This window comes from Streptomyces sp. NPDC050738 (assembly GCF_040654175.1).
Lineage (GTDB): Bacteria > Actinomycetota > Actinomycetes > Streptomycetales > Streptomycetaceae > Streptomyces.
In genome coordinates this window covers 516544-533999 of record NZ_JBFAHN010000003.1, presented here as the reverse complement: position 1 = coordinate 533999, position 17456 = coordinate 516544, and the positions used below count along the sequence as shown (strand labels likewise).

Below are 17456 nucleotides of genomic sequence, written 5' to 3'. Positions count from 1 at the left end.
TGGTCCAGAGAGTTTCGCGACTTGAGGTATCGATACCTAAGGTAGCGAAAGGCGGTACCGTAAGGGAATGACTTCGCACACATCCGCCTCCCGGCCGCCCGGCCGCCCGCGCACCGGCGTCAACGAGGCGGTCTTCGCAGCGGCGTTGGGCACGGTGCGCGAGCTCGGCTACGCCCGCGCCACCGTCGAGCGCATCGCCTCGGCTGCAGGCGTGGCGAAGTCGACGGTCTACCGCCGCTGGCCGACGAAGGGCGACCTGATCGTGGACTGCCTCCTCGACGCCTTCGGTCCGGCGCCGCTGGAGGGCGCCGACCGCCCGGAGCTCATGTCATCGGCGATCCGCTGGATCGCGGCGAAGGTGGCCGAGCCGGGGGTGGGCGACGCGTTCGCGGGCGTGTTCAGCGACGCGGTCAGCGACCCGGCGCTGCGCGCGATTCTGTCCTCACGCTTCCAGGACCCGTACCGGCTGGCGTTCCAGGAGGCGCTCGACGAGCCGGAGGACCGGGTGCTGTTCTTCATCGACGTGGTGGTCGGTGTGATGCTCCACCGGATGGGCATGACAGGCGAGCCGATGGCGGACGCCGACGTGGACCGACTGATCGCGATGGTGCTGCCGCACTTCGCCGGGGAGTCCGACCGGGGCTAGGACCTGTCTCTTCGGAGGAGAACCCACCCAGCTTGTGATCCGCCGCACTTGCTAGCAAGGCAGGCGATCTGGCGGGGTAGGTTGGCATTCCATGGCAATAAGTTCCGCCCTATGGTCCTTCGCCCTGGTTGTAGGGCTTCTCACTCTGACTCCCGGCCTCGACACCGCGCTGATCTTGCGCACGTCGGCCCTTGGCCGACGCAGGAGAGCCTGGGGCGTCGTCCTCGGAATCCAGACCGGCACCCTGGTGTGGGGGGCGTTCACCTCCCTCGGAGTGACCGCGCTCCTCACGGCCTCCCACCTCGCCTACACCGCGTTGCGCTGGATCGGCGCCGCATACCTGCTGTGGATGGCTGCGCGCATGCTCCGGGACACCTTCCGGGGACTGCCTGCGGCAGACGCGGACGATGGCGTCCTGGCCGCCGGCGCGGACTCGGTCAGCGGCGGCTGGCGGCAGGGGACGCTCACCAATCTCCTGAACCCGAAGATGGGCGCCTTCTACGTCGCCGTCCTGCCCCAGTTCATCCCGCCAGGCGCTGACCACTTCACCATGGGCCTCCTGCTCACCACGGTGCACATCCTCATCGGTCTGCTCTGGTCTGCCGTCCTGATCGGCTTCGCTCGCGCCCTGCACAGCTGGCTCCGCAAACCCCGGGCCCGCCGCCTGCTCGACCGGATCACCGGCACGGTCATCGGCGTCTTCGGTATCAAGCTGGCACTCACCAACTGAGGCTCCGAAGGCCGGAGGCCAGGACTATCCATCCCACGTCGTCATCCTGCGCACCGGGCTCCCGGACAGGGCCCCCGTCAGATGTCAGAGGTCCAGCAGGCGGGCAAGACGGACCTTGTACTCGCCTTCGGTGATCTGCCCGGTCACCCGAAGCCGCTCCAGCTCGTCGAGCGCGACGCGGTGCGCCGTCGCCAGTGCCTCCGCGATCAGCGCCCGTGCTTCACGCGCCGCACTAGTCCGCTCGGCCTGCTTGCGCTCGGCCCGCTCATCGTCGAGATACTTGGCGAACATCTCCACGAACTCGTTGTGAGTACGCGGCATTTGGACCCCCGTCATCCGGACGTATACGCCTTCACCTTCAGCGTAGGCGGTCACGCCTTACGGGCGAGAAGGTGAACTTCCTTGAACTGCCGCCGGTCGGTGGGCAAGGGCTCGCGCACCATCCGCGCCACCTCAACCAACCCGGCCGTGTGCAACAACATGGCGAGATGATCCGGCGCCCACCGATAGGCCGGGGCAACGGCGTGATCGAAGATCTGGGTGGGATGGGACGGGCCATCGGTGGCCGAGAATCCGAGCAGAAGGTGGCCGCCGGGCGCGAGCACGCGGCTGAACTCCGCGAGGATGACGGGGAGTTCCGCCGGCGGCGTGTGAATGATGGACCAGCGGGAAAGCGCGCCTCCCAGCGCACCGTCGGCGATGCCGAGGGCGGTCATCGAGCCCACGTGGAACTCCAGGCCGGGGGAGTCCTCCCGGGCCAGCGCGATCATCGCAGGAGAGGCGTCGACACCGAACGCGTCCAGCCCCAACCCCGCCAGATGGGCCGTGACTTGCCCCGGCCCGCACCCCAGATCCGCGACGCGCCCACCCGTACCGACGACCTCGGCGAAAGCACCCAACATGGCGCGGTCCAACGGCCGATCGCGCAGCGCATCGCGGAACAACTGCGCGTACTCGGAGGCGGCGGCATCGTAGGCCTGGCGGGTGGCGGTGAGGGCATCGTGTTCGACCATGCCCGCGACCGTAGCCCCCGGCACCGACAGCCGATCCCGGATGGGCCTTGCCGCAGATCGGTTCGGCCGGATAGGAAGCTCGCATGATACGAGGAAGCAGAGTCGGGTTCAGAGCCCGGCACGAGGACGACATCCCGATCCTGCAGGACGAGCTCTACGGCGATGTGGTCACCACGTCCCGGGCCACCGGCGGGCCGTGGCGCCCGATCACGCCCGGGGCGAAGGACGCGCCGTTCGTGGTGGACGACACGGAGCAGAGTCTCGCCGCCTTCTCCGTGGTGGAACTCGACGGCGGCACGCTGGTCGGCACCGCGAACCTGTGGGGCATCGACAACCACAACCGCTCCGCACACCTAGGCCTCGGCCTGCGCCCGGCCGCGCGAGGCAAGGGCTACGGCACCGACATCGTCGCGACGCTGTGCCACTACGGTTTCGTCGTACGCGGCCTGCGGCGCCTGCAGATCGAGACGCTGTCGGACAACGCCGCGATGCTCCGCTCCGCCGAGCGCAACGGCTTCGTCCGCGAGGGCGTACTGCGCTCCGCGGCGTGGGTGATGGGCGAGTACTTGGACGGGGTGATGCTCGGCCTCCTCGCCAAGGAGTGGAAGCCGGACATGCAGGGCTAGGGGGAGCGGACCGATGGATCAGCTGCACGAAGTGGTGGCGGGGAACCCCTATCCCGGGCGGGGCGTGCTGTGGGCGAGGACGCTCGGTGGAGCGCTGTGCGGGGGCTACTTCCTGACCGGACGGAGCGCGTCCTCCAAGGCGCGCGTCCTGCGCCGAGGCGAGGGGGAACTGATCGTCTCGCCGACCGGCGCGTCCGTGCACGACCCGCTCCGGCATTACGTGGCGGCTCGCGAGCGGGGCGGTTGGCTGGTGTTCGGCAATGGTGAGCAGGTCGCCGTGGTGGCGGACCGGCTGCTGGCGGATCAACGACCGGTCGATGCGCTGGACGGACTGGAGTACGAACCCGACCCTCCGATCTGCACGCCGCGCATCACGGTGGTGGCGGACGTGGCGGCGGACGCCGGCGCGGGTCGGGAGGCGTGGTTCGGTGCGGCACGACGGAGCCGGGGCGGGCGTACGACAACTGACCGGATGACGCTGGCAGTACGGGATCTGGAGCCAGGAGACGTCGTGTTGATGACCACGTACCGGTCGGACGGACACGTGGTCGCCACCGCCGAGCCCTACCTCGAAGCCCGGACCGAGGCGGCCGGCCGCGACGAACTGCTGGAGGAGCTGTGGAGTGGTCTGCCCCCTGAACTCCGCGTGGCGGCCGCGGCCTTCGAGCCGGGCCGGCTGGCAGACGCCGTCATCCGACACGAGACGCCTGCTCGGGTGTGAACGGGCTCAAGCGGGCTGCCACAGCTCGACCCGATGCCCCTCGGGATCGGTGACCCAGCCGAACCGCCCGACCCCCTCCATGTCCTGCGCCTCGCTCGCCACGTCCGCACCCTTGGCGCGCAGCTGCGCGAGCATCGCGTCAAGGTCGCGGACCCGGAAGTTGAGCATGGCCTGCTGCTCACGGGACCCGAAGTAGTCGGTCTCGGACTCGAACGTCGCGAACACCGTCACCCCGTCCCCCTGCCGCCACAGCCCGTTCTCGTCGATGTCCAGGCCCAGGCACTCGCGGTACCAGGCGCTCAGGGCGGCCGGGTCGGCGGCCCGCATGAAGTACCCGCCGATTCCAAGAACTCGTTCCATGCGGCGATCCTGCCAGGACGGGATCGAAAACGTGTTGGCCGGGCGGAGCGCTAACTGCGACGATGCCGCTGTTTCCCTGGGGAGGGTATTTGTTCGTTTTCGTGTGTACCGGGTGTGGCGCGGACCTGACCGCCCCGCTGTCCCAGGTCGAGTTGCCGGTCCACGCCCACCAGAGTTACGGCAACGGGCTCCAGCTCCCCGTGCTCATGGAGCCGGGCACCTTCGCAGTGGAACCGGAGCCGTGGGGACCGCCCTGGCGAAGATGGGAGGACACCGATCCGGACGAGGCGGAGGCGCGCGGCATCTACGCGCCGGTCGGAGTCCTGTCGGACGGCGCGCCCGGCGCGATCGCCGTCGCACCGGGAGATGTCCGCGGCACCCGGCTGCTTCCTGAACTGCGCGGCGGCGCCTGCTGCGGCATTGCCGGGGGCGACGGCCCCAACATGGTCTGCACGGCGTGCGGACTGCCCGTGGCGACCAGGATCGACGACTGCTCGCTCTGGCAGACGGTGTGGCTCGCCCCCGACGCCGTGCACAGGCTTCCTGTCGACAACGCCGTACCGCTCTCCTGGGAGGAGCTGACGGCGGAGAGGGAGGGCACACCACCGTTCGGGCCCATGGCCAGGTGGGGAGCGAGCCACGAGCCGTACCGCTACTGGCTGTGGAGCCCCGTGTGGGAGGCGGCAGCCGGCCGGGCGCTCGCCCATTTGCTGGTGGCCTCTCAAGGCGATCCGGTGTCCGTCCCCGACGGCCTGGCCGGGGAGGTGTTCCAGCGCACCCTCGACACCCTGCTTCCGGCAGGCCCGCCCGCAAGGCGGGCCGTCCTGGCCGGTCCGGGACAGCGGGCCTCGGACCCCGCCGCCGACATCCTCCTCGTACCCACTCATCCGCAGACGGGGGAACTCTGGGCCCCTGAAGGGCCTTCTGCGGCGGCGTACTTGGTGCCGCTGCCGCTAGGGATATGGCTGCGGCTGGCCTTCCCCGCACCGCACCTGCCCCTCCCCGTATTGGGCAACATGCCCGCCGATGTGCTCCGCGACGACCCGATCGTGCCCCGCCCCCGCAGCTTGTTCGCGGCCGACGGGCGCTCCTTCCAGGAGACTCTGGCCCGGCTACCGGCCGCCCGCAGTCCCTGGCTGCGCGAGATCCTCGACAGCCTCACGCAGAAATGGCACGGCCGCGTTTTCTTCCAGTAGGTCGATCTCGGCCCACACGGTCTTACGGGGTACAGGCCCCAGGCTGACGCCCCACCGGTCGGCCAACGCCTCCACCATCAACAGCCCGCGCCCCGATTCGCCGTCGCCAGGCGGCGGTTGAGGTGTTGGCAGCCGTTCGCCCCGGGAGTCCGTCACCTCGATCAGCAGCGTGCGGTGGTCGGTGCGCGTCAGGCTGAGGGAGAAGTCCCGGCCCGGTACGCGGCCGTGCGTGGCGGCGTTCGTCGCGAGCTCGGCGACCACGTGGGCGGCGGCGTCGGTGGGCAGCCCCCAGGCGCGGACCTGCTCGGTCGCGAGCAGCCGGGCGAGACGTGCGCCGCGGCGGGTGGCGGACAGTCGGATGGTGAACTCCGGTGCGGAGACCAGGGGTTCGGCGGTTTCGTGAGCCATGTCACTTAGCGTGGCCCGGGCCTCGATCCGCGAACAGCGATGACGTGGTTGCGTACGGTGACTGTCCGGCGCTTGTCCGGTGCTGTCCGGGTTGTCCGCCGTTACGGAGCGGGATATGGCGCGTTGAGGATGTTCGGCACGTCGGAGGTGGGCGCGGGATGAACAGCGTGGGCGGCGACAGTACGGGCGCGGCGAGTGGCGGCGGGGCGGACGACCCCGGCTGGGAGGTCGACCCCGACGACGAGCCGGGCGCGGCGGTGGTCGCGGCCGTAGGACGCCAACTCAAGCTCTGGCGCGAGGCGTCGGGGCTGCGGGCCGGGGAGTTCGGGGCGGCGATCGGATACGGGGAGGACCTGGTCCGCAAGGTCGAAGGCGGGAAGCGTATCCCCCGCCCCGAGTACCTGATCCGGGCGGACGAACTCCTCCGTGCGGCCGGGAAGATCAAGGCGATGGCGGCGGACGTGGCGGCGGTCCGGTATCCCAAGAAGGTGCGGGACATGGCGGGAGTGGAGGCCCGGGCAGTCGAACTGGGGGCATACGTGGCACACGGCCTGCATGGCCTGCTCCAGACTCCAGGGCACGCAAGGGCGCTGTTCGAGGCCAGGCAGCCCCCGTACTCGCCGGACGAAGTGGAGCGGATGGCGGCCGCACGCATGGCACGCCAGGCCATCTACGAGCGGCAACCGGCGCCCGCGCTCAGCTTCGTACAAGAGGAATCGGCGCTGTGCAGGCCCATCGGAGGCACAATGGAGTGGCGCCGACAGCTCGAACGCCTGCTGGAGATCGGGCAGTTGCGCAACGTCACGCTTCAGGTGATGCCCACGCTGCGCGAGGCGCATCCTGGGATGGACGGGGACATCGACGTGCTGAAGTTCAAGGACGGTACGGCGGCGGCGCGCTCACACGGTGCGTTCCACGGTCGACCCGTGACGGACGCAAAGCAAGTCCGCATCATCGAACTGCGATATGGCATCATCCGGGCCGAGGCGCTGACCCCTCGCGAGACGCTGGCTTTCATCGAGCACATGCTGGGAGAGACATGATCCGCACGACCTCTGTCGGAGACGGTTCCGAGCTGGAGTGGTTCAAGAGCAGCTACAGCAGCAACGGCAACGAAGGCGACTGCATCGAGATCGCCACGGCCCCCGACACAGTGCACATCCGCGACTCCAAGCACGCCCAGGGCCCACGCTTCACCGTCGGCCGTACGGCATGGGCAGGCTTCGTCACGTACGCGACGGCACGCTGACCCAACACGCGTCAGGGACCGCCCAGAGCCTCGGGCAGTGGCATGCCACCGTCGAATCGGAATCCCAGCGCATGTGTGAGGCGGAAGACCAGCTCCTCGGCCAGCGGATCACACTCTGCGACCAGGGTGGCTCTCAACTCCGGGAGGTCCGGCTGAAGGCCGGCCTCCAAGGCCCACAATTCCGCCTGCCTGGCCACGTCGTCCGGGTCGCCTATCCACTCCTCGGGAATGTCGTAGTCACGCGCCATCACCGGGGACAGAGCACATCGCCAGGACAGACCGTTCGGGCTGGCGGCCTCCACCATCACGAAGTCGCTGTCGAGCACGTGCGCGGTAAGGACCGGTGCCCCCGTCTCGCTGACGATCGACGACTCGGGGTCGCCTCCCGGCTCAGCCCGGAGAATCTGCCAATTGCCATCTCGCGCCCACCATTCCGGCATGCAGCCGGACGTCTGCATCGCTGCCAGATTCGTCAGTGGCCGTGCGGCCCGCGCCACTATGTAGGTCGCCGAAGATCCCATGGCCCGAACCGTAGCGTCGGCCACTGACAAGGGGGGCACTGGTTCTCGTCAGGCTGCTGTGGGGTGAGCGAGAACTCGGGCGAGTGCGTCGGTGACAGGGACGGCCTGGTGGGGCAGATGCGTGCGGAGCCAGTCGGCCGCCAGCGCGAGGAAGGCGGCGAGATCGTGCTCGGCTCCCTCCAGTAGGCGGCGCAGCTCGGTGGTGGACAGCTCGATCTCCGGGCTGTCGCTCTTGTCGCAGTCGACAACGAGTCGGACGGTTTCGCCGTGGCGTTCGGCCAGGGGATCGGGGGAGTGGCCGAAGCCGACCGGCCCGCCGCCTTCGATGACGGCGTACCAATCACGCCACTCCTCGATCCCGTTGCAGCAGCCGGGCATGAGCGTGACGCCAGTGGTGTTGTCCGTGACCCGCAGTCCACCCGCGGCGAAGAGGTCCTCGAATGTCAGCAGCCCATGGAGGAAGGATGCAAGCGGTTCGTCCGGTCGAGGCGGGCGGTCGTCCCCCGCCTGGGGGTCGGGGTCGATGTCGTTGCACTGGGCGATCCGCATCATCGCTGTGCCGACCTCGGCGGAGGTGAGGTCACCGTTGAGCGCGAGGTACCCGAACGGCTCGCTCTCGGCGACAGGCCAGAGAGCGAAGCCGTCAGGGGCGTATATCTCCAGGACTGGCTGCATCACGATCACCGGGCTGATGGTCCCGTATTCCACCACGCAGCGCCTCCCTGTTTGGGTGGGGGTTCCGTACGCCGGCGCATAGGCCCATCAGGCAGGATGAGGCATCCGTTCGTTGGAGGAGGGGCCCGGGATGAGCTTTGTGCTTGAGGCGGTGATCGCGGGCGACGAGCTGCTTCGTGCTGCGGTACGGGAGGTCCCCGGCGGCCGGGTGGCGAGGCTGGCGCAGGGGTTTTTGTTGCTGCCGTTGACGGATGAGATCGTTGATGTCGTCACAGCGGGTAGCCCTGAACGGGTGCTGGGATTCTGGCGGTTATCGGGCGACGTAGAGAACGTGCTCGCTCGGTGGTCCGTCGCAGGGCCGGTCGCCTATGTGGAGGCCGAGTACTTCGGTGGAGTCGGTGAGCAGCGGGCTGCCGTCTGGGCCGCCGGTGCACTGGAGTTGGGGCCGTTGTGCGTGCAGGAGAAAGAACATTTCTCAAGTGAGGGCAGTCCGGCTTCACAGGCTCTTCGGCGGCTGGGCGCGAGGAGTGGTCCGGGCGAGGACGAATTCACTGCCGTGGGCCTGGGCCGCCATCGGTCCACCGACGACTGGGGCTCTCCCGGCTCCGGCTGAGTCTGGACGGAATCGATGGGTCGGCTGTCATGGAGATGATCAGTGCACCGCCCCTCCCAGCCGTCGCCGCACGGACCGCCTCCGGTGGCTTCCGGGATGTTCAGGTCGGCCCCTGATGCCACATCCACGAGTGGCAGGTGCCACATGGAGACCTCCACGCTGCCGACGGGCACGTAGTGGAAGATCAGCGGGCGGCTGAACCGGTCCTCCGACGTGTTCGGCAGCGAGCTGTGCACCGTGCTGCCGTGGAAGTTCAGCACGTCACCGGCGTGCATACGCGTCTGCCGGGCCTCCAATCCGGCCGGAGGCCCGACCAGTCCGCTGGTGAACGACTGCTCTGCGTCGGCCTCTTCCGGGCACACCACCTCCATGGTGTGCGAACCCGGCACCATGGCCAGAGCTCCGTTCGCCTCGGCGCAGTCGTCGACCGCGATCCAGGCGGCGATACAGGCCCCTGGGTGGGCGCGCAGCAAGTAGTTGTCCTGGCGCCACGCCTGCTCGCGGGCCACAGCGGCTTGAAGTGGAGCATGGACTGCGGGGGCATCGTCCGGCGCCACTTCGTCCCGCGCGGCGACCGTCTCACTGTCCCTGGCCACCTACTCCATGAACGCCTCGCGGATGACGCGATTTCATCGCCCGAAACAGGAGTCTGACCAGCGAGGAGGAAGATCTCCTCGGATTCTGTCCGGTGGTGATGGCACCGGGTTGCGTGGCCGGGTGCGGGTGGTGGGCTCCGTCATTACGTGGGTGGTGGGTGGGGGCGGGGCGTGGGCGTTCGCTCACGTTCGGGATGAAAATTGCGTGGCTGGGGTGGGTGGCCGGTTGGACTACCTCCGTTCGCGCGTTGTCGGCTGCGGCTTCGTCGCAACGACCTTTCCCCAACTGGTGTGAGAAATGGGCCCGGTGGGTTGCGTCGGGTGGGTGGGGAGGGTTGCGGGTGTCGTGTCGCGCCTGCGGCACAAGACGGCTGGCAACAAGGAGGAGCGGGGTGGCCCGCGTCGCCGGGCGTGGCCGTGTGCCGGGTGGGCACGGGTGCGTGATACAGGTGTACGGGCCTGTCGTGCGTGGGCAGCACGAAGCGGACGTGGGCTTTCAACTCCCGGCTGCTGGTGGGTCATTCGTGCCAGGTGTCGGGGGTGTTGGTAAAGGTGTGGCCGGTGGGTGCGGTCCAGTGGGTTTGGCCGGTGGTGTCGTCGCGCACAACCTGCCAGCCGCCGCGGTGTTTGAGTCCGTGGTGGCGTCGGCAAAGCGGGATCAGATTCTCCGGGACCGTCTGGCCGCCTGCGGAGGGGTTGTGGTGGTCGAATTCGACGATGTGGTCGAGGTCGGTGCGGTGGGCGGGCATCCGGCAGGTCGGGAAGGCGCAGTGCCGGTCGCGGGCCTCGACGTGGCGGATGGTCTCGGCGGTGGGTTTGTAGGTGGTCGGGTCGGTTTTCACGACCAACCCGGTGGTGGGGTGGGTGATCAGGCGCCGCCAGATGGTGCCTTCGGTGAAGGCGATGTCGCGGGCCTGGCCGGCGGTGATGGGTCCGTATCCCTTCAGGTCGGCCGGGTCTTCGCTCGCCCCGATCAGTACGTCCAGCGGGACGGTGATCTGCACGATGGCCACTGAACGCCCGCCCGCAGGTGTCGTGTTGGGTGTGCTGGTGCGGTTGACGACGAGGTCGAACAGGGCGTCCGCGCGCTTTTGGGGCAGGGTCCGCTCGTCGTCCTCGAAGGTCGCGGCGTGCGCGTCGACGGCCTGGGCCATCATCGCGGCCTGCTCGGCCGGGACGACCGCCCCGAACATCGCCATCCCGTCCGGCTGCGGGTAGTTGACCGTGGTTCGCTCCAGGCGACGGGCCTCGTGGCGGGCGGCCGCACCGTCCGGGTCCAAGCGGGCGATGATGCGGTTCAACATCCGCCGGGTCTCGTGGGCGGCCTGCACGGGCAGCTTGGCGACGATGGCGTCCTCCACCTGCGCGGTCATGGTGTCGTCGAGGACCGCACAGGCATCGGCGACGGTCTTGGTCTGCCGCCAGGAGATCTCTCCTTGGCCCAACAGGTCCAGGATCTGCGGCAGGCGCTCGGCCACACCCCGTGCCACCTCCAGCCGGTCCGCCGCCCCTGCGCCGCTCAACTTCAGGACGCAGGCGACCTGTTCGACCGCGTAGTCCCACTCATGGTGGAGCGTGGTCTCGAAGTCGGCCCCGACCGGGAGATCGGCGTCGGTGTGGGCTTCGATCGCCGCGAGCAGCGGCACCTGGCATGCCGCGATCCACGAGGAGAACCGCTCCAGGACCGCGAGGGCGTCGATGCGACCCGTGGGGGAGAGCTTCTCCACGTCCAGGACGGGCAGCAGGTCCATCAGATGCGCCGATGGCTGCTGCACGCGCAAATACGCGGCCCATTCGTCCGGTGTTCCTGGCTGTTCTTTCATCCCCACACCCCCGCGTGTTCGATGCCAACCCCCGCCCCCTGTGCGGTGGTTGCTCCCTCCATCCTCGCTCACTCTCCGTGATATTGCCAGGTCAAACTGCATAAACCACTCGGTCGAGTGAACGTTCGAGAAGAGGGAACATGTGCCCGCCCGGTGGCGCGGGCCAGCGCCCCGCCCCCATCCGCTCCTCCTTGTTGCCAGCCGTCCTGCGCCGCAGGCGCGATACGACACCCGCAACCCTCCCCACCCACCCGACGCACCCCACCGGGCCCATCTCTCACACCAGTTGGGGAAAGGTCGTTGCGACGGTTCCGCAGCCGACATCGCGCGAACGGAGGTAGTCCAACCGGCCACCCACCCCAGCCACGCAATTTTCATCCTGAACAGGAGCGAACGCCCACGCCCCGCCCCCACCCACCACCCACGTCATGACGGAGCCCACCACCCGCACCCGGCCACGAAACCCGGTGCCATCACCACCGGACAACACCCGAGGAGATCTAGTGTCAGGCGCCGGCGACTCCGTCGATGCGTTCTCGGATCAGGTCGGCATGGCCATTGTGGCGTGCATATTCCTCGATCATGTGAACCATGATCCAGCGCAGTGAGATTCCTTCAGCACCCAGGTGGACGGTCTCTTGTTCAGGCAGGTGACCGGAGTCGTCCAGTGATGCGGTGGCGATGAGTTCACGCCCGTGGGCCATCTCGGCCTCCCAGATCGCCGTCACCTCGATTAGTCCTCGGCCAGCCTCAAGTGCGAAGCCATCGGCGTTGCCCTCCCCAAAGACGGTGGGTACGTCCTGGCCTGCGAATACACGCTGGAACCAGTTGCGTTCAACCTCAGCCATGTGTTGGACGAGACCCAGCAGTGTCATCGGCGACGGTGCGATTGAGACCAGGCGCAATTGATCGTCCTTGAGGCCGGAGCACTTCAGCACGAGCGTGGCGCGGTGGAAGTCGAGCCACGCTTCCAGCATGTCGCGTTCACCGGCATGCGGAGGCGGGATCGGGCGTCCATCCGGTGTGGTCGTCATGAACGCACCCTGGCACACCATGGCGTGGCCCTTGCCCTCGTCCTCAGTACGCGGCGGAGGGTGACTCGGCCGAGGTCCGCAGCAGCAGGTCGCGCAGTGCCGTGGCGGGGGCCGATGGTTCGGTGGGGGTGAAGATGACCTGGTCGGCTGTGGTCGACGGGCCGACCAGGGGGATCATGCGCAGGCCGGGCGGCTCGTGGTCGAGTGCGGATTCGATGGCGATGCCGATGCCCGTTCCTGCGGCGACATGTGCGGCGATGGCGTGCACGCTGTCCGCGGTTCTGATGATGCGCAGGTCGGCTCCGCCGATGTGGAAGGCGGACAGGAGGCGGTCGCAGAGGCCGCTGTTGATCTGGTGGGGCCAGGTGAGCAGGTCGGTCGTGGACAGCTCGGACGCGCTCAACTCGGCCTGTCCGGCGAGAGGGTGGGCCGCGGGGACGAGCGCCACGAACCTTTCGGTGGACAGCACCCTCGCGCGTACGCCGGTGACGCCGTCCGTTGCCCAGCCGATGCCCAGGCCGATCGTCTCCATCCGTACGGCGGTGAGTTGGGCCGTGGTCGGCATGGACTCCGGGACGATCGTCACGTCGGGGAATCGGTCGCGCAGCTGAGGCAGGCAGCGCAACAGCAGTTGGTGGCAGGTGTATTCGGCGTGTGCCACGACGAGGGTGGTGCGGGCCTGGTCGCCGGCGGCCAGGGAGCGTCCGCGCTGCTGGAAGCGGCGGAGTTGGGCCAGGGCGGCGTGGGCGTCGGGGAGCAGTGCTTCGCCCAGGTCCGTCAGTGACACCCTGCGGCTGGTGCGGTGGAAGAGCCGGCCGCCCAGGGTGCTTTCCAGTCGTTTGACGGCGTCGCTCACCGTGGGCTGGCCCCGGTGCAGGCGTGCGGCCGCACGGCCGAAGTGAAGCTCTTCCGCGACCGCGACGAACGATTCCAGTTCCATCCTGTCCACGGGACCAGGCTAACGCCATCGATCGGTGTGACCGATCGCTGTATGCCGAAGTTCGGCGTTGATGCCGTGCCGTACGCAGGCTGTGATGGCTGGGCAGGGATTCCCCAGGGGATTCCCCACGACCGGAAGCAGTGAAGAACACATGGCAGTCGATAGGGCAGTCGATGACGTTTCGCGTGAGAACCATGCGCCGCCGGTCACGGTGACCGTGGTCTACCACTCGGTCCACGGGCACACCCAGGTCCTGGCCGAGCACCTGGCCGGCGGGGCGAGGCTCGTGCCGGGCGCCCAGGTGCATCTCGTCGAGATCCGGGCCGAGGACGTCGTCGCGGGCCGCTGGCACGATGCGGAAGTGCTGGCGCTGCTTGAACGTTCCGATGCGATCGTCTTCGGCTGCCCGACGCTGATGGGCAGCGTGTCGGCCGTGTTCAAGGCGTTCATGGAGGCGGCCTTTACGCCCTTTGTCACGCAGGCGTGGAAGGACAAGCTGGCCGGGGCGTTCACCATGTCCGCCTCGCAGAGCGGCGACAAGCTCACCGTGCTCGAGCAGTTGGCGGTCTTCGGCGCACAACTGGGCATGCAGTGGATCGGCGTGGGTGACATGCCGGGGAACAACTGGAGCGGTGGCTCCCGTGACGATGTGAACCGGCTCGGCTCGTGGCTGGGCCTGATGAGTCAGAGCAACGCCGACCAGGGGCCGGAGGATGCCGGATCGCGCGGCGATCTGATCACCGCCGAGCGGTACGGCGAGCGGATCGCCCGGCTCGCTCAGCGCTGGGTCAACGCGGTGCCGTACGAGACCTCCCGGATGACCGAACACGAGGCCCGCGCCCTCTCCGCCTCCCTCAGGGAGACGGACGTCGCACCGGCCGCGCTGACCAGCGCCTGACGTCCCCGCGCCCCGTGGGTGTGTCCGCCCGGACAGCCGAAGAGCCCCGCGCGCCCTGGACGGAGGGCGGGCGGGGCTCTGGTCCGGCGGTGGGATCAGTACGCGGAGCCCGACGCGCCCAGCGAGCCCGTCGGGTGCCAGACCGTCTTCGTCTCCAGGAACGCCGTCAGGCGGTGCGTGCCAGGGTCCGCCGTGAAGTCCACGGGGCGTGGGCGGTAGACGCGCTTGAGGTTGTCCGCCGCCGCGATCTCCAGGTCGCGCGCGAGGTCCGCGTCCGCGCCCGTCAGGTCGATCGCGTTCACGTCCTGGTGGGACGCGAGCGACGGGGTGATCTCCGCCGTCTTGCCCGAGAGGATGTTCACCACTCCGCCCGGGAGGTCGGACGTCGCCAGGACCTCGCCCAGGGACAGCGCCGGGAGCGGGGACTTCTCGGACGCGATCACCACGGCCGTGTTGCCCGTGGCGATCACCGGGGCGATCACCGAGATCAGGCCCAGGAAGGAGGACTCCTGGGGGGCGATCACCGTCACCACGCCCGTCGGTTCGGGGGAGGAGATGTTGAGGTACGGGCCCGCCACCGGGTTGGTGCCGCCCGCGAGTTGGGCGATCTTGTCCGTCCAGCCCGCGTACCAGACCCAGCGGTCGATCGCCGCGTCCACGACGGCCGCCGCCTTCGACTTGGACAGGCCCTCCGCGTCCGCCACTTCGCGTACGAACTGGTCCCTGCGGCCCTCCAGCATCTCCGCGATGCGGTAGAGGATCTGGCCCCTGTTGTACGCCGTCGCGCCCGCCCAGCCGCCGAACGCCTTGCGGGCCGCGACGACCGCGTCGCGCGCGTCCTTGCGGGACGAAAGAGGCGCGTTCGCCAGCCAGTTGGCCTTACTGTCCGTCACCTCGTACACCCGGCCGCTCTCGCTACGGGGGAACTTGCCCCCCACGTACAGCTTGTAGGTCTTGAAGACGCTCAGTCGATTCGAGTCAGACATTGAGGTACGCCTCCAGGCCGTGGCGGCCGCCTTCGCGGCCGTAGCCCGATTCCTTGTAGCCGCCGAACGGCGAGGTCGGGTCGAACTTGTTGAACGTGTTGGCCCAGACGACGCCCGCGCGGAGCCTGGACGCGACCGCGAGGATGCGCGAGCCCTTCTCCGTCCAGATGCCGGCGGACAGGCCGTACTGCGTGTTGTTCGCCTTCGCGACCGCTTCCTCCGGGGTACGGAAGGAGAGGACCGAGAGGACCGGGCCGAAGATCTCGTCGCGCGCGACGGTGTGCGCCTGCGTCACGCCCGTGAACAGCGTCGGCCTGAACCAGTAGCCGGACGTGGGCAGTTCGCACTCCGGCGACCAGCGCTCCGCGCCCTCCGCCTCGCCCGTCTCCGCGAGTGCGGTGATACGGGACAGCTGCTCGGCCGAGTTGATCGCGCCGATGTCCGTGTTCTTGTCCAGCGGGTCGCCCAGGCGCAGGGTGGACAGGCGGCGCTTCAGGGAGAAGAGGAGCTCCTCCTGGATCGACTCCTGCACCAGGAGGCGGCTGCCCGCGCAGCACACCTGACCCTGGTTGAAGAAGATCCCGGTGACGATGCCCTCGACCGCCTGGTCGATGGGCGCGTCGTCGAAGACGATGTTCGCGCCCTTGCCGCCCAGCTCCAGGGTGACCTTCTTGTCCGTGCCCGCCACCTGGCGTGCGATCGCCTTGCCCACGGCGGTGGATCCCGTGAAGGCGACCTTGTTCACGTCCGGGTGCTCGGTCAGCGCCGCGCCCGCGTCCCCGTAGCCGGGGAGGATGTTGACGACGCCCTTCGGGAGGCCTGCCTGGCGGCAGATGTCCGCGAAGAAGAGCGCGGAGAGAGGGGTCGTCTCGGCCGGCTTCAACACCACCGTATTGCCCGTTGCCAGCGCCGGGGCGATCTTCCACGCCAGCATCAGGAGCGGAAAGTTCCAGGGGATGACCTGGCCCGCCACGCCCAGGGGCGCGGGGTTCTCGCCGTACCCCGCGTGCGAGAGCTTGTCCGCCCAGCCCGCGTAGTAGAAGAAGTGCGCGGCGACCAGGGGGAGGTCCGCGTCGCGGGTCTCCTTGATCGGCTTGCCGTTGTCGAGGGTCTCCAGGACGGCCAGTTCACGGCTGCGCTCCTGGATGATCCGGGCGATACGGAAGAGGTACTTCGCGCGCTCGGAGCCGGGCAGCGCCGACCACTTCTCGAACGCCTTGCGGGCCGCCTTCACGGCTCGGTCCACGTCCGCGGTGCCCGCCTGGGCGACCTCGGACAGGACCTCCTCGGTGGAGGGGCTGACCGTCTTGAAGACCTTGCCGTCGGCCGCCTCGACGAACTCGCCGTCGATGAACAGGCCGTACGACGGGGCGATGTCGACGACCGAGCGCGACTCGGGTGCCGGGGCGTACTCGAATGCGGATACAGATGCCATGGTGATCAGTCCACCGTCACGTAGTCGGGACCGGAGTACCGGCCGGTGCTCAGCTTCTGGCGCTGCATCAGCAGGTCGTTCAGCAGCGAGGAGGCGCCGAAGCGGAACCAGTGGTTGTCCAGCCAGTCCACACCGGCCGTCTCGTTCACCAGCACCAGGAACTTGATCGCTTCCTTGGTGTTGCGGATGCCGCCCGCCGGCTTCACGCCCACCTGGATGCCGGTCTGTTCGCGGAAGTCGCGTACGGCCTCCAGCATCAGCAGGGTGTTCGCCGGGGTCGCGTTGACCCCGACCTTGCCCGTCGACGTCTTGATGAAGTCCGCGCCCGCCATCATGCCGATCCAGGAGGCGCGGCGGATGTTGTCGTACGTGGAGAGCTCGCCGGTCTCGAAGATGACCTTGAGCCGCGCCGACCCGCACTCCGCCTTCACGGCCGAGATCAGCTCGTACGTCTCCAGATACCGCCCCGCCAGGAACGCCCCGCGGTCGATCACCATGTCGATCTCGTCGGCGCCCGCCGCCACCGCGTCGCGTACGTCCGCGAGCTTCACGGGGAGCGCCGCGCGGCCCGCGGGGAAGGCGGTCGCCACGGAGGCGACCTTGACGTCGGCGCCGCCGAGGGCGGCCTTCGCCGTCGCCACCATGTCCGGGTAGACACAGACCGCCGCTGTCGTGGGCGTCGTGCGGTCGGTCGGGTCGGGGTGGACGGCCTTGGCGGAGAGCGCCCGGACCTTGCCCGGGGTGTCCGCGCCTTCGAGGGTCGTCAGGTCGATCATCGAGATCGCCAGATCGATGGCATAAGCCTTCGCGCTGGTCTTGATCGACCGGGTGCCGAGGGCGGCGGCGCGCGCTTCCAGGCCTACGGCGTCGACGCCGGGGAGGCCGTGCAGGAAGCGGCGCAGCGCACCGTCGGACGCGGTGGCGTCTACGAATGCGGGTGCAGTACTGGGCATGGTCACCAGGGCAGCATATCTACGCGCGTAGCT

Annotated in this window: 21 protein-coding genes and 1 pseudogene; 9 read left to right on the top strand and 13 right to left on the bottom strand. The window is 68.9% G+C overall.

The features are described from left to right. Positions 1–67: 67 nt before the first annotated feature. A complete protein-coding gene (locus AB0H78_RS10610; RefSeq protein WP_363233891.1) occupies positions 68–646 on the top strand; it encodes a TetR/AcrR family transcriptional regulator in 579 nt (192 codons plus the stop codon). A gap of 91 nt (positions 647–737) precedes the next feature. Then, positions 738–1376: a LysE family translocator gene (locus AB0H78_RS10605; protein WP_363233890.1), complete on the top strand. Its 639-nt coding sequence runs from the start codon at positions 738–740 to the stop codon at positions 1374–1376. Between the two features lie 84 nt (positions 1377–1460). On the opposite strand, the gene AB0H78_RS10600 is transcribed toward AB0H78_RS10605, so the two are convergent. Both AB0H78_RS10600 and AB0H78_RS10595 read right to left on the bottom strand, forming a co-directional pair. Beyond that, complete coding sequence (locus tag AB0H78_RS10600; RefSeq protein ID WP_363233889.1) at positions 1461–1697, bottom strand: hypothetical protein; 237 nt, start codon at positions 1695–1697, stop codon at positions 1461–1463. 50 nt (positions 1698–1747) lie between these two features. Further along, positions 1748–2389, bottom strand: a complete 642-nt coding sequence (locus tag AB0H78_RS10595) for a methyltransferase domain-containing protein (RefSeq protein ID WP_363233888.1) — start codon at positions 2387–2389, stop codon at positions 1748–1750. An 83-nt stretch (positions 2390–2472) separates the two neighbouring features. Between AB0H78_RS10595 and AB0H78_RS10590 the strand changes: the two genes are divergently transcribed. Further along, a complete protein-coding gene (locus tag AB0H78_RS10590; RefSeq protein ID WP_363233887.1) occupies positions 2473–3015 on the top strand; it encodes a GNAT family protein in 543 nt (180 codons plus the stop codon). A 13-nt stretch (positions 3016–3028) separates the two neighbouring features. Further along, positions 3029–3736 carry an IMP cyclohydrolase gene (locus AB0H78_RS10585; RefSeq protein WP_363233886.1) on the top strand — a complete coding sequence of 236 codons (708 nt, stop codon included), beginning with the start codon at positions 3029–3031 and terminating at the stop codon, positions 3734–3736. A gap of 6 nt (positions 3737–3742) precedes the next feature. Here AB0H78_RS10585 and AB0H78_RS10580 read toward each other — a convergent pair whose 3' ends face one another. Next, a complete protein-coding gene (locus tag AB0H78_RS10580) occupies positions 3743–4096 on the bottom strand; it encodes a VOC family protein (protein WP_363233885.1) in 354 nt (117 codons plus the stop codon). Positions 4097–4185: 89 nt separating this feature from the next. Between AB0H78_RS10580 and AB0H78_RS10575 the strand changes: the two genes are divergently transcribed. Next, a complete protein-coding gene (locus AB0H78_RS10575; RefSeq protein ID WP_363233884.1) occupies positions 4186–5292 on the top strand; it encodes a hypothetical protein in 1107 nt (368 codons plus the stop codon). Here AB0H78_RS10575 and AB0H78_RS10570 read toward each other — a convergent pair. Continuing rightward, positions 5209–5700 (bottom strand): ATP-binding protein, encoded by a 492-nt coding sequence (locus tag AB0H78_RS10570; protein ID WP_363233883.1) that lies wholly within the window; start codon positions 5698–5700, stop codon positions 5209–5211. The genes AB0H78_RS10575 and AB0H78_RS10570 overlap by 84 nt on opposite strands. 158 nt (positions 5701–5858) lie before the next feature. On the opposite strand from AB0H78_RS10570, the gene AB0H78_RS10565 reads away from it, so the two are divergent. Both AB0H78_RS10565 and AB0H78_RS10560 read left to right on the top strand, forming a co-directional pair. Continuing rightward, a complete protein-coding gene (locus AB0H78_RS10565; RefSeq protein ID WP_363233882.1) occupies positions 5859–6743 on the top strand; it encodes a helix-turn-helix transcriptional regulator in 885 nt (294 codons plus the stop codon). After that, on the top strand, positions 6740–6949 hold the full coding sequence (locus AB0H78_RS10560) for a DUF397 domain-containing protein (RefSeq protein WP_363233881.1): 210 nt from the start codon (positions 6740–6742) through the stop codon (positions 6947–6949). The genes AB0H78_RS10565 and AB0H78_RS10560 overlap by 4 nt, the downstream gene beginning before the upstream one ends. 11 nt (positions 6950–6960) lie before the next feature. Here AB0H78_RS10560 and AB0H78_RS10555 read toward each other — a convergent pair whose 3' ends face one another. Both AB0H78_RS10555 and AB0H78_RS10550 read right to left on the bottom strand, forming a co-directional pair. Further along, positions 6961–7470: a hypothetical protein gene (locus AB0H78_RS10555; protein ID WP_363233880.1), complete on the bottom strand. Its 510-nt coding sequence runs from the start codon at positions 7468–7470 to the stop codon at positions 6961–6963. A 48-nt stretch (positions 7471–7518) separates the two neighbouring features. Then, positions 7519–8181 (bottom strand): hypothetical protein, encoded by a 663-nt coding sequence (locus tag AB0H78_RS10550; RefSeq protein WP_363233879.1) that lies wholly within the window; start codon positions 8179–8181, stop codon positions 7519–7521. Positions 8182–8275: 94 nt separating this feature from the next. Here AB0H78_RS10550 and AB0H78_RS10545 point away from each other — a divergent pair, with 94 nt between their 5' ends. Continuing rightward, entirely contained in the window at positions 8276–8758 is a 483-nt protein-coding gene (locus AB0H78_RS10545) for a hypothetical protein (protein ID WP_363234130.1), read from the top strand. Positions 8759–8973: 215 nt separating this feature from the next. Here the strand turns inward: AB0H78_RS10545 and AB0H78_RS10540 are convergent. The 4 genes and pseudogenes from AB0H78_RS10540 to AB0H78_RS10525 form a co-directional block, all read right to left on the bottom strand. Then, positions 8974–9267: pseudogene (locus AB0H78_RS10540) on the bottom strand (phytanoyl-CoA dioxygenase family protein); the annotation flags it as partial. A 605-nt stretch (positions 9268–9872) separates the two neighbouring features. Continuing rightward, the gene (locus tag AB0H78_RS10535) at positions 9873–11177 is read right to left on the bottom strand and encodes a DUF222 domain-containing protein (RefSeq protein ID WP_363233878.1); all 1305 of its coding nucleotides are present in this window, start codon (positions 11175–11177) and stop codon (positions 9873–9875) included. A 506-nt stretch (positions 11178–11683) separates the two neighbouring features. Continuing rightward, a complete protein-coding gene (locus tag AB0H78_RS10530; RefSeq protein ID WP_363233877.1) occupies positions 11684–12211 on the bottom strand; it encodes a DinB family protein in 528 nt (175 codons plus the stop codon). A gap of 43 nt (positions 12212–12254) precedes the next feature. Continuing rightward, positions 12255–13151, bottom strand: coding sequence for a LysR family transcriptional regulator (locus tag AB0H78_RS10525; RefSeq protein ID WP_363234105.1), 897 nt, complete (start codon positions 13149–13151; stop codon positions 12255–12257). A gap of 151 nt (positions 13152–13302) precedes the next feature. Here AB0H78_RS10525 and AB0H78_RS10520 point away from each other — a divergent pair, with 151 nt between their 5' ends. Beyond that, positions 13303–14049 (top strand): flavodoxin family protein, encoded by a 747-nt coding sequence (locus AB0H78_RS10520; RefSeq protein WP_363233876.1) that lies wholly within the window; start codon positions 13303–13305, stop codon positions 14047–14049. A gap of 95 nt (positions 14050–14144) precedes the next feature. On the opposite strand, the gene AB0H78_RS10515 is transcribed toward AB0H78_RS10520, so the two are convergent. Genes AB0H78_RS10515 through deoC form a run of 3 tightly spaced genes read right to left on the bottom strand, consistent with a single transcriptional unit; the run spans position 14145 to position 17423 of the window. Continuing rightward, positions 14145–15035 carry an aldehyde dehydrogenase family protein gene (locus AB0H78_RS10515; RefSeq protein WP_363233875.1) on the bottom strand — a complete coding sequence of 297 codons (891 nt, stop codon included), beginning with the start codon at positions 15033–15035 and terminating at the stop codon, positions 14145–14147. Continuing rightward, entirely contained in the window at positions 15028–16470 is a 1443-nt protein-coding gene (locus AB0H78_RS10510) for an aldehyde dehydrogenase family protein (RefSeq protein ID WP_363233874.1), read from the bottom strand. Before AB0H78_RS10510 ends, AB0H78_RS10515 begins: the two co-directional genes overlap by 8 nt. 5 nt (positions 16471–16475) lie before the next feature. Then, a complete protein-coding gene (deoC, locus tag AB0H78_RS10505) occupies positions 16476–17423 on the bottom strand; it encodes a deoxyribose-phosphate aldolase (RefSeq protein WP_363233873.1) in 948 nt (315 codons plus the stop codon). Positions 17424–17456 lie beyond the last annotated feature (33 nt).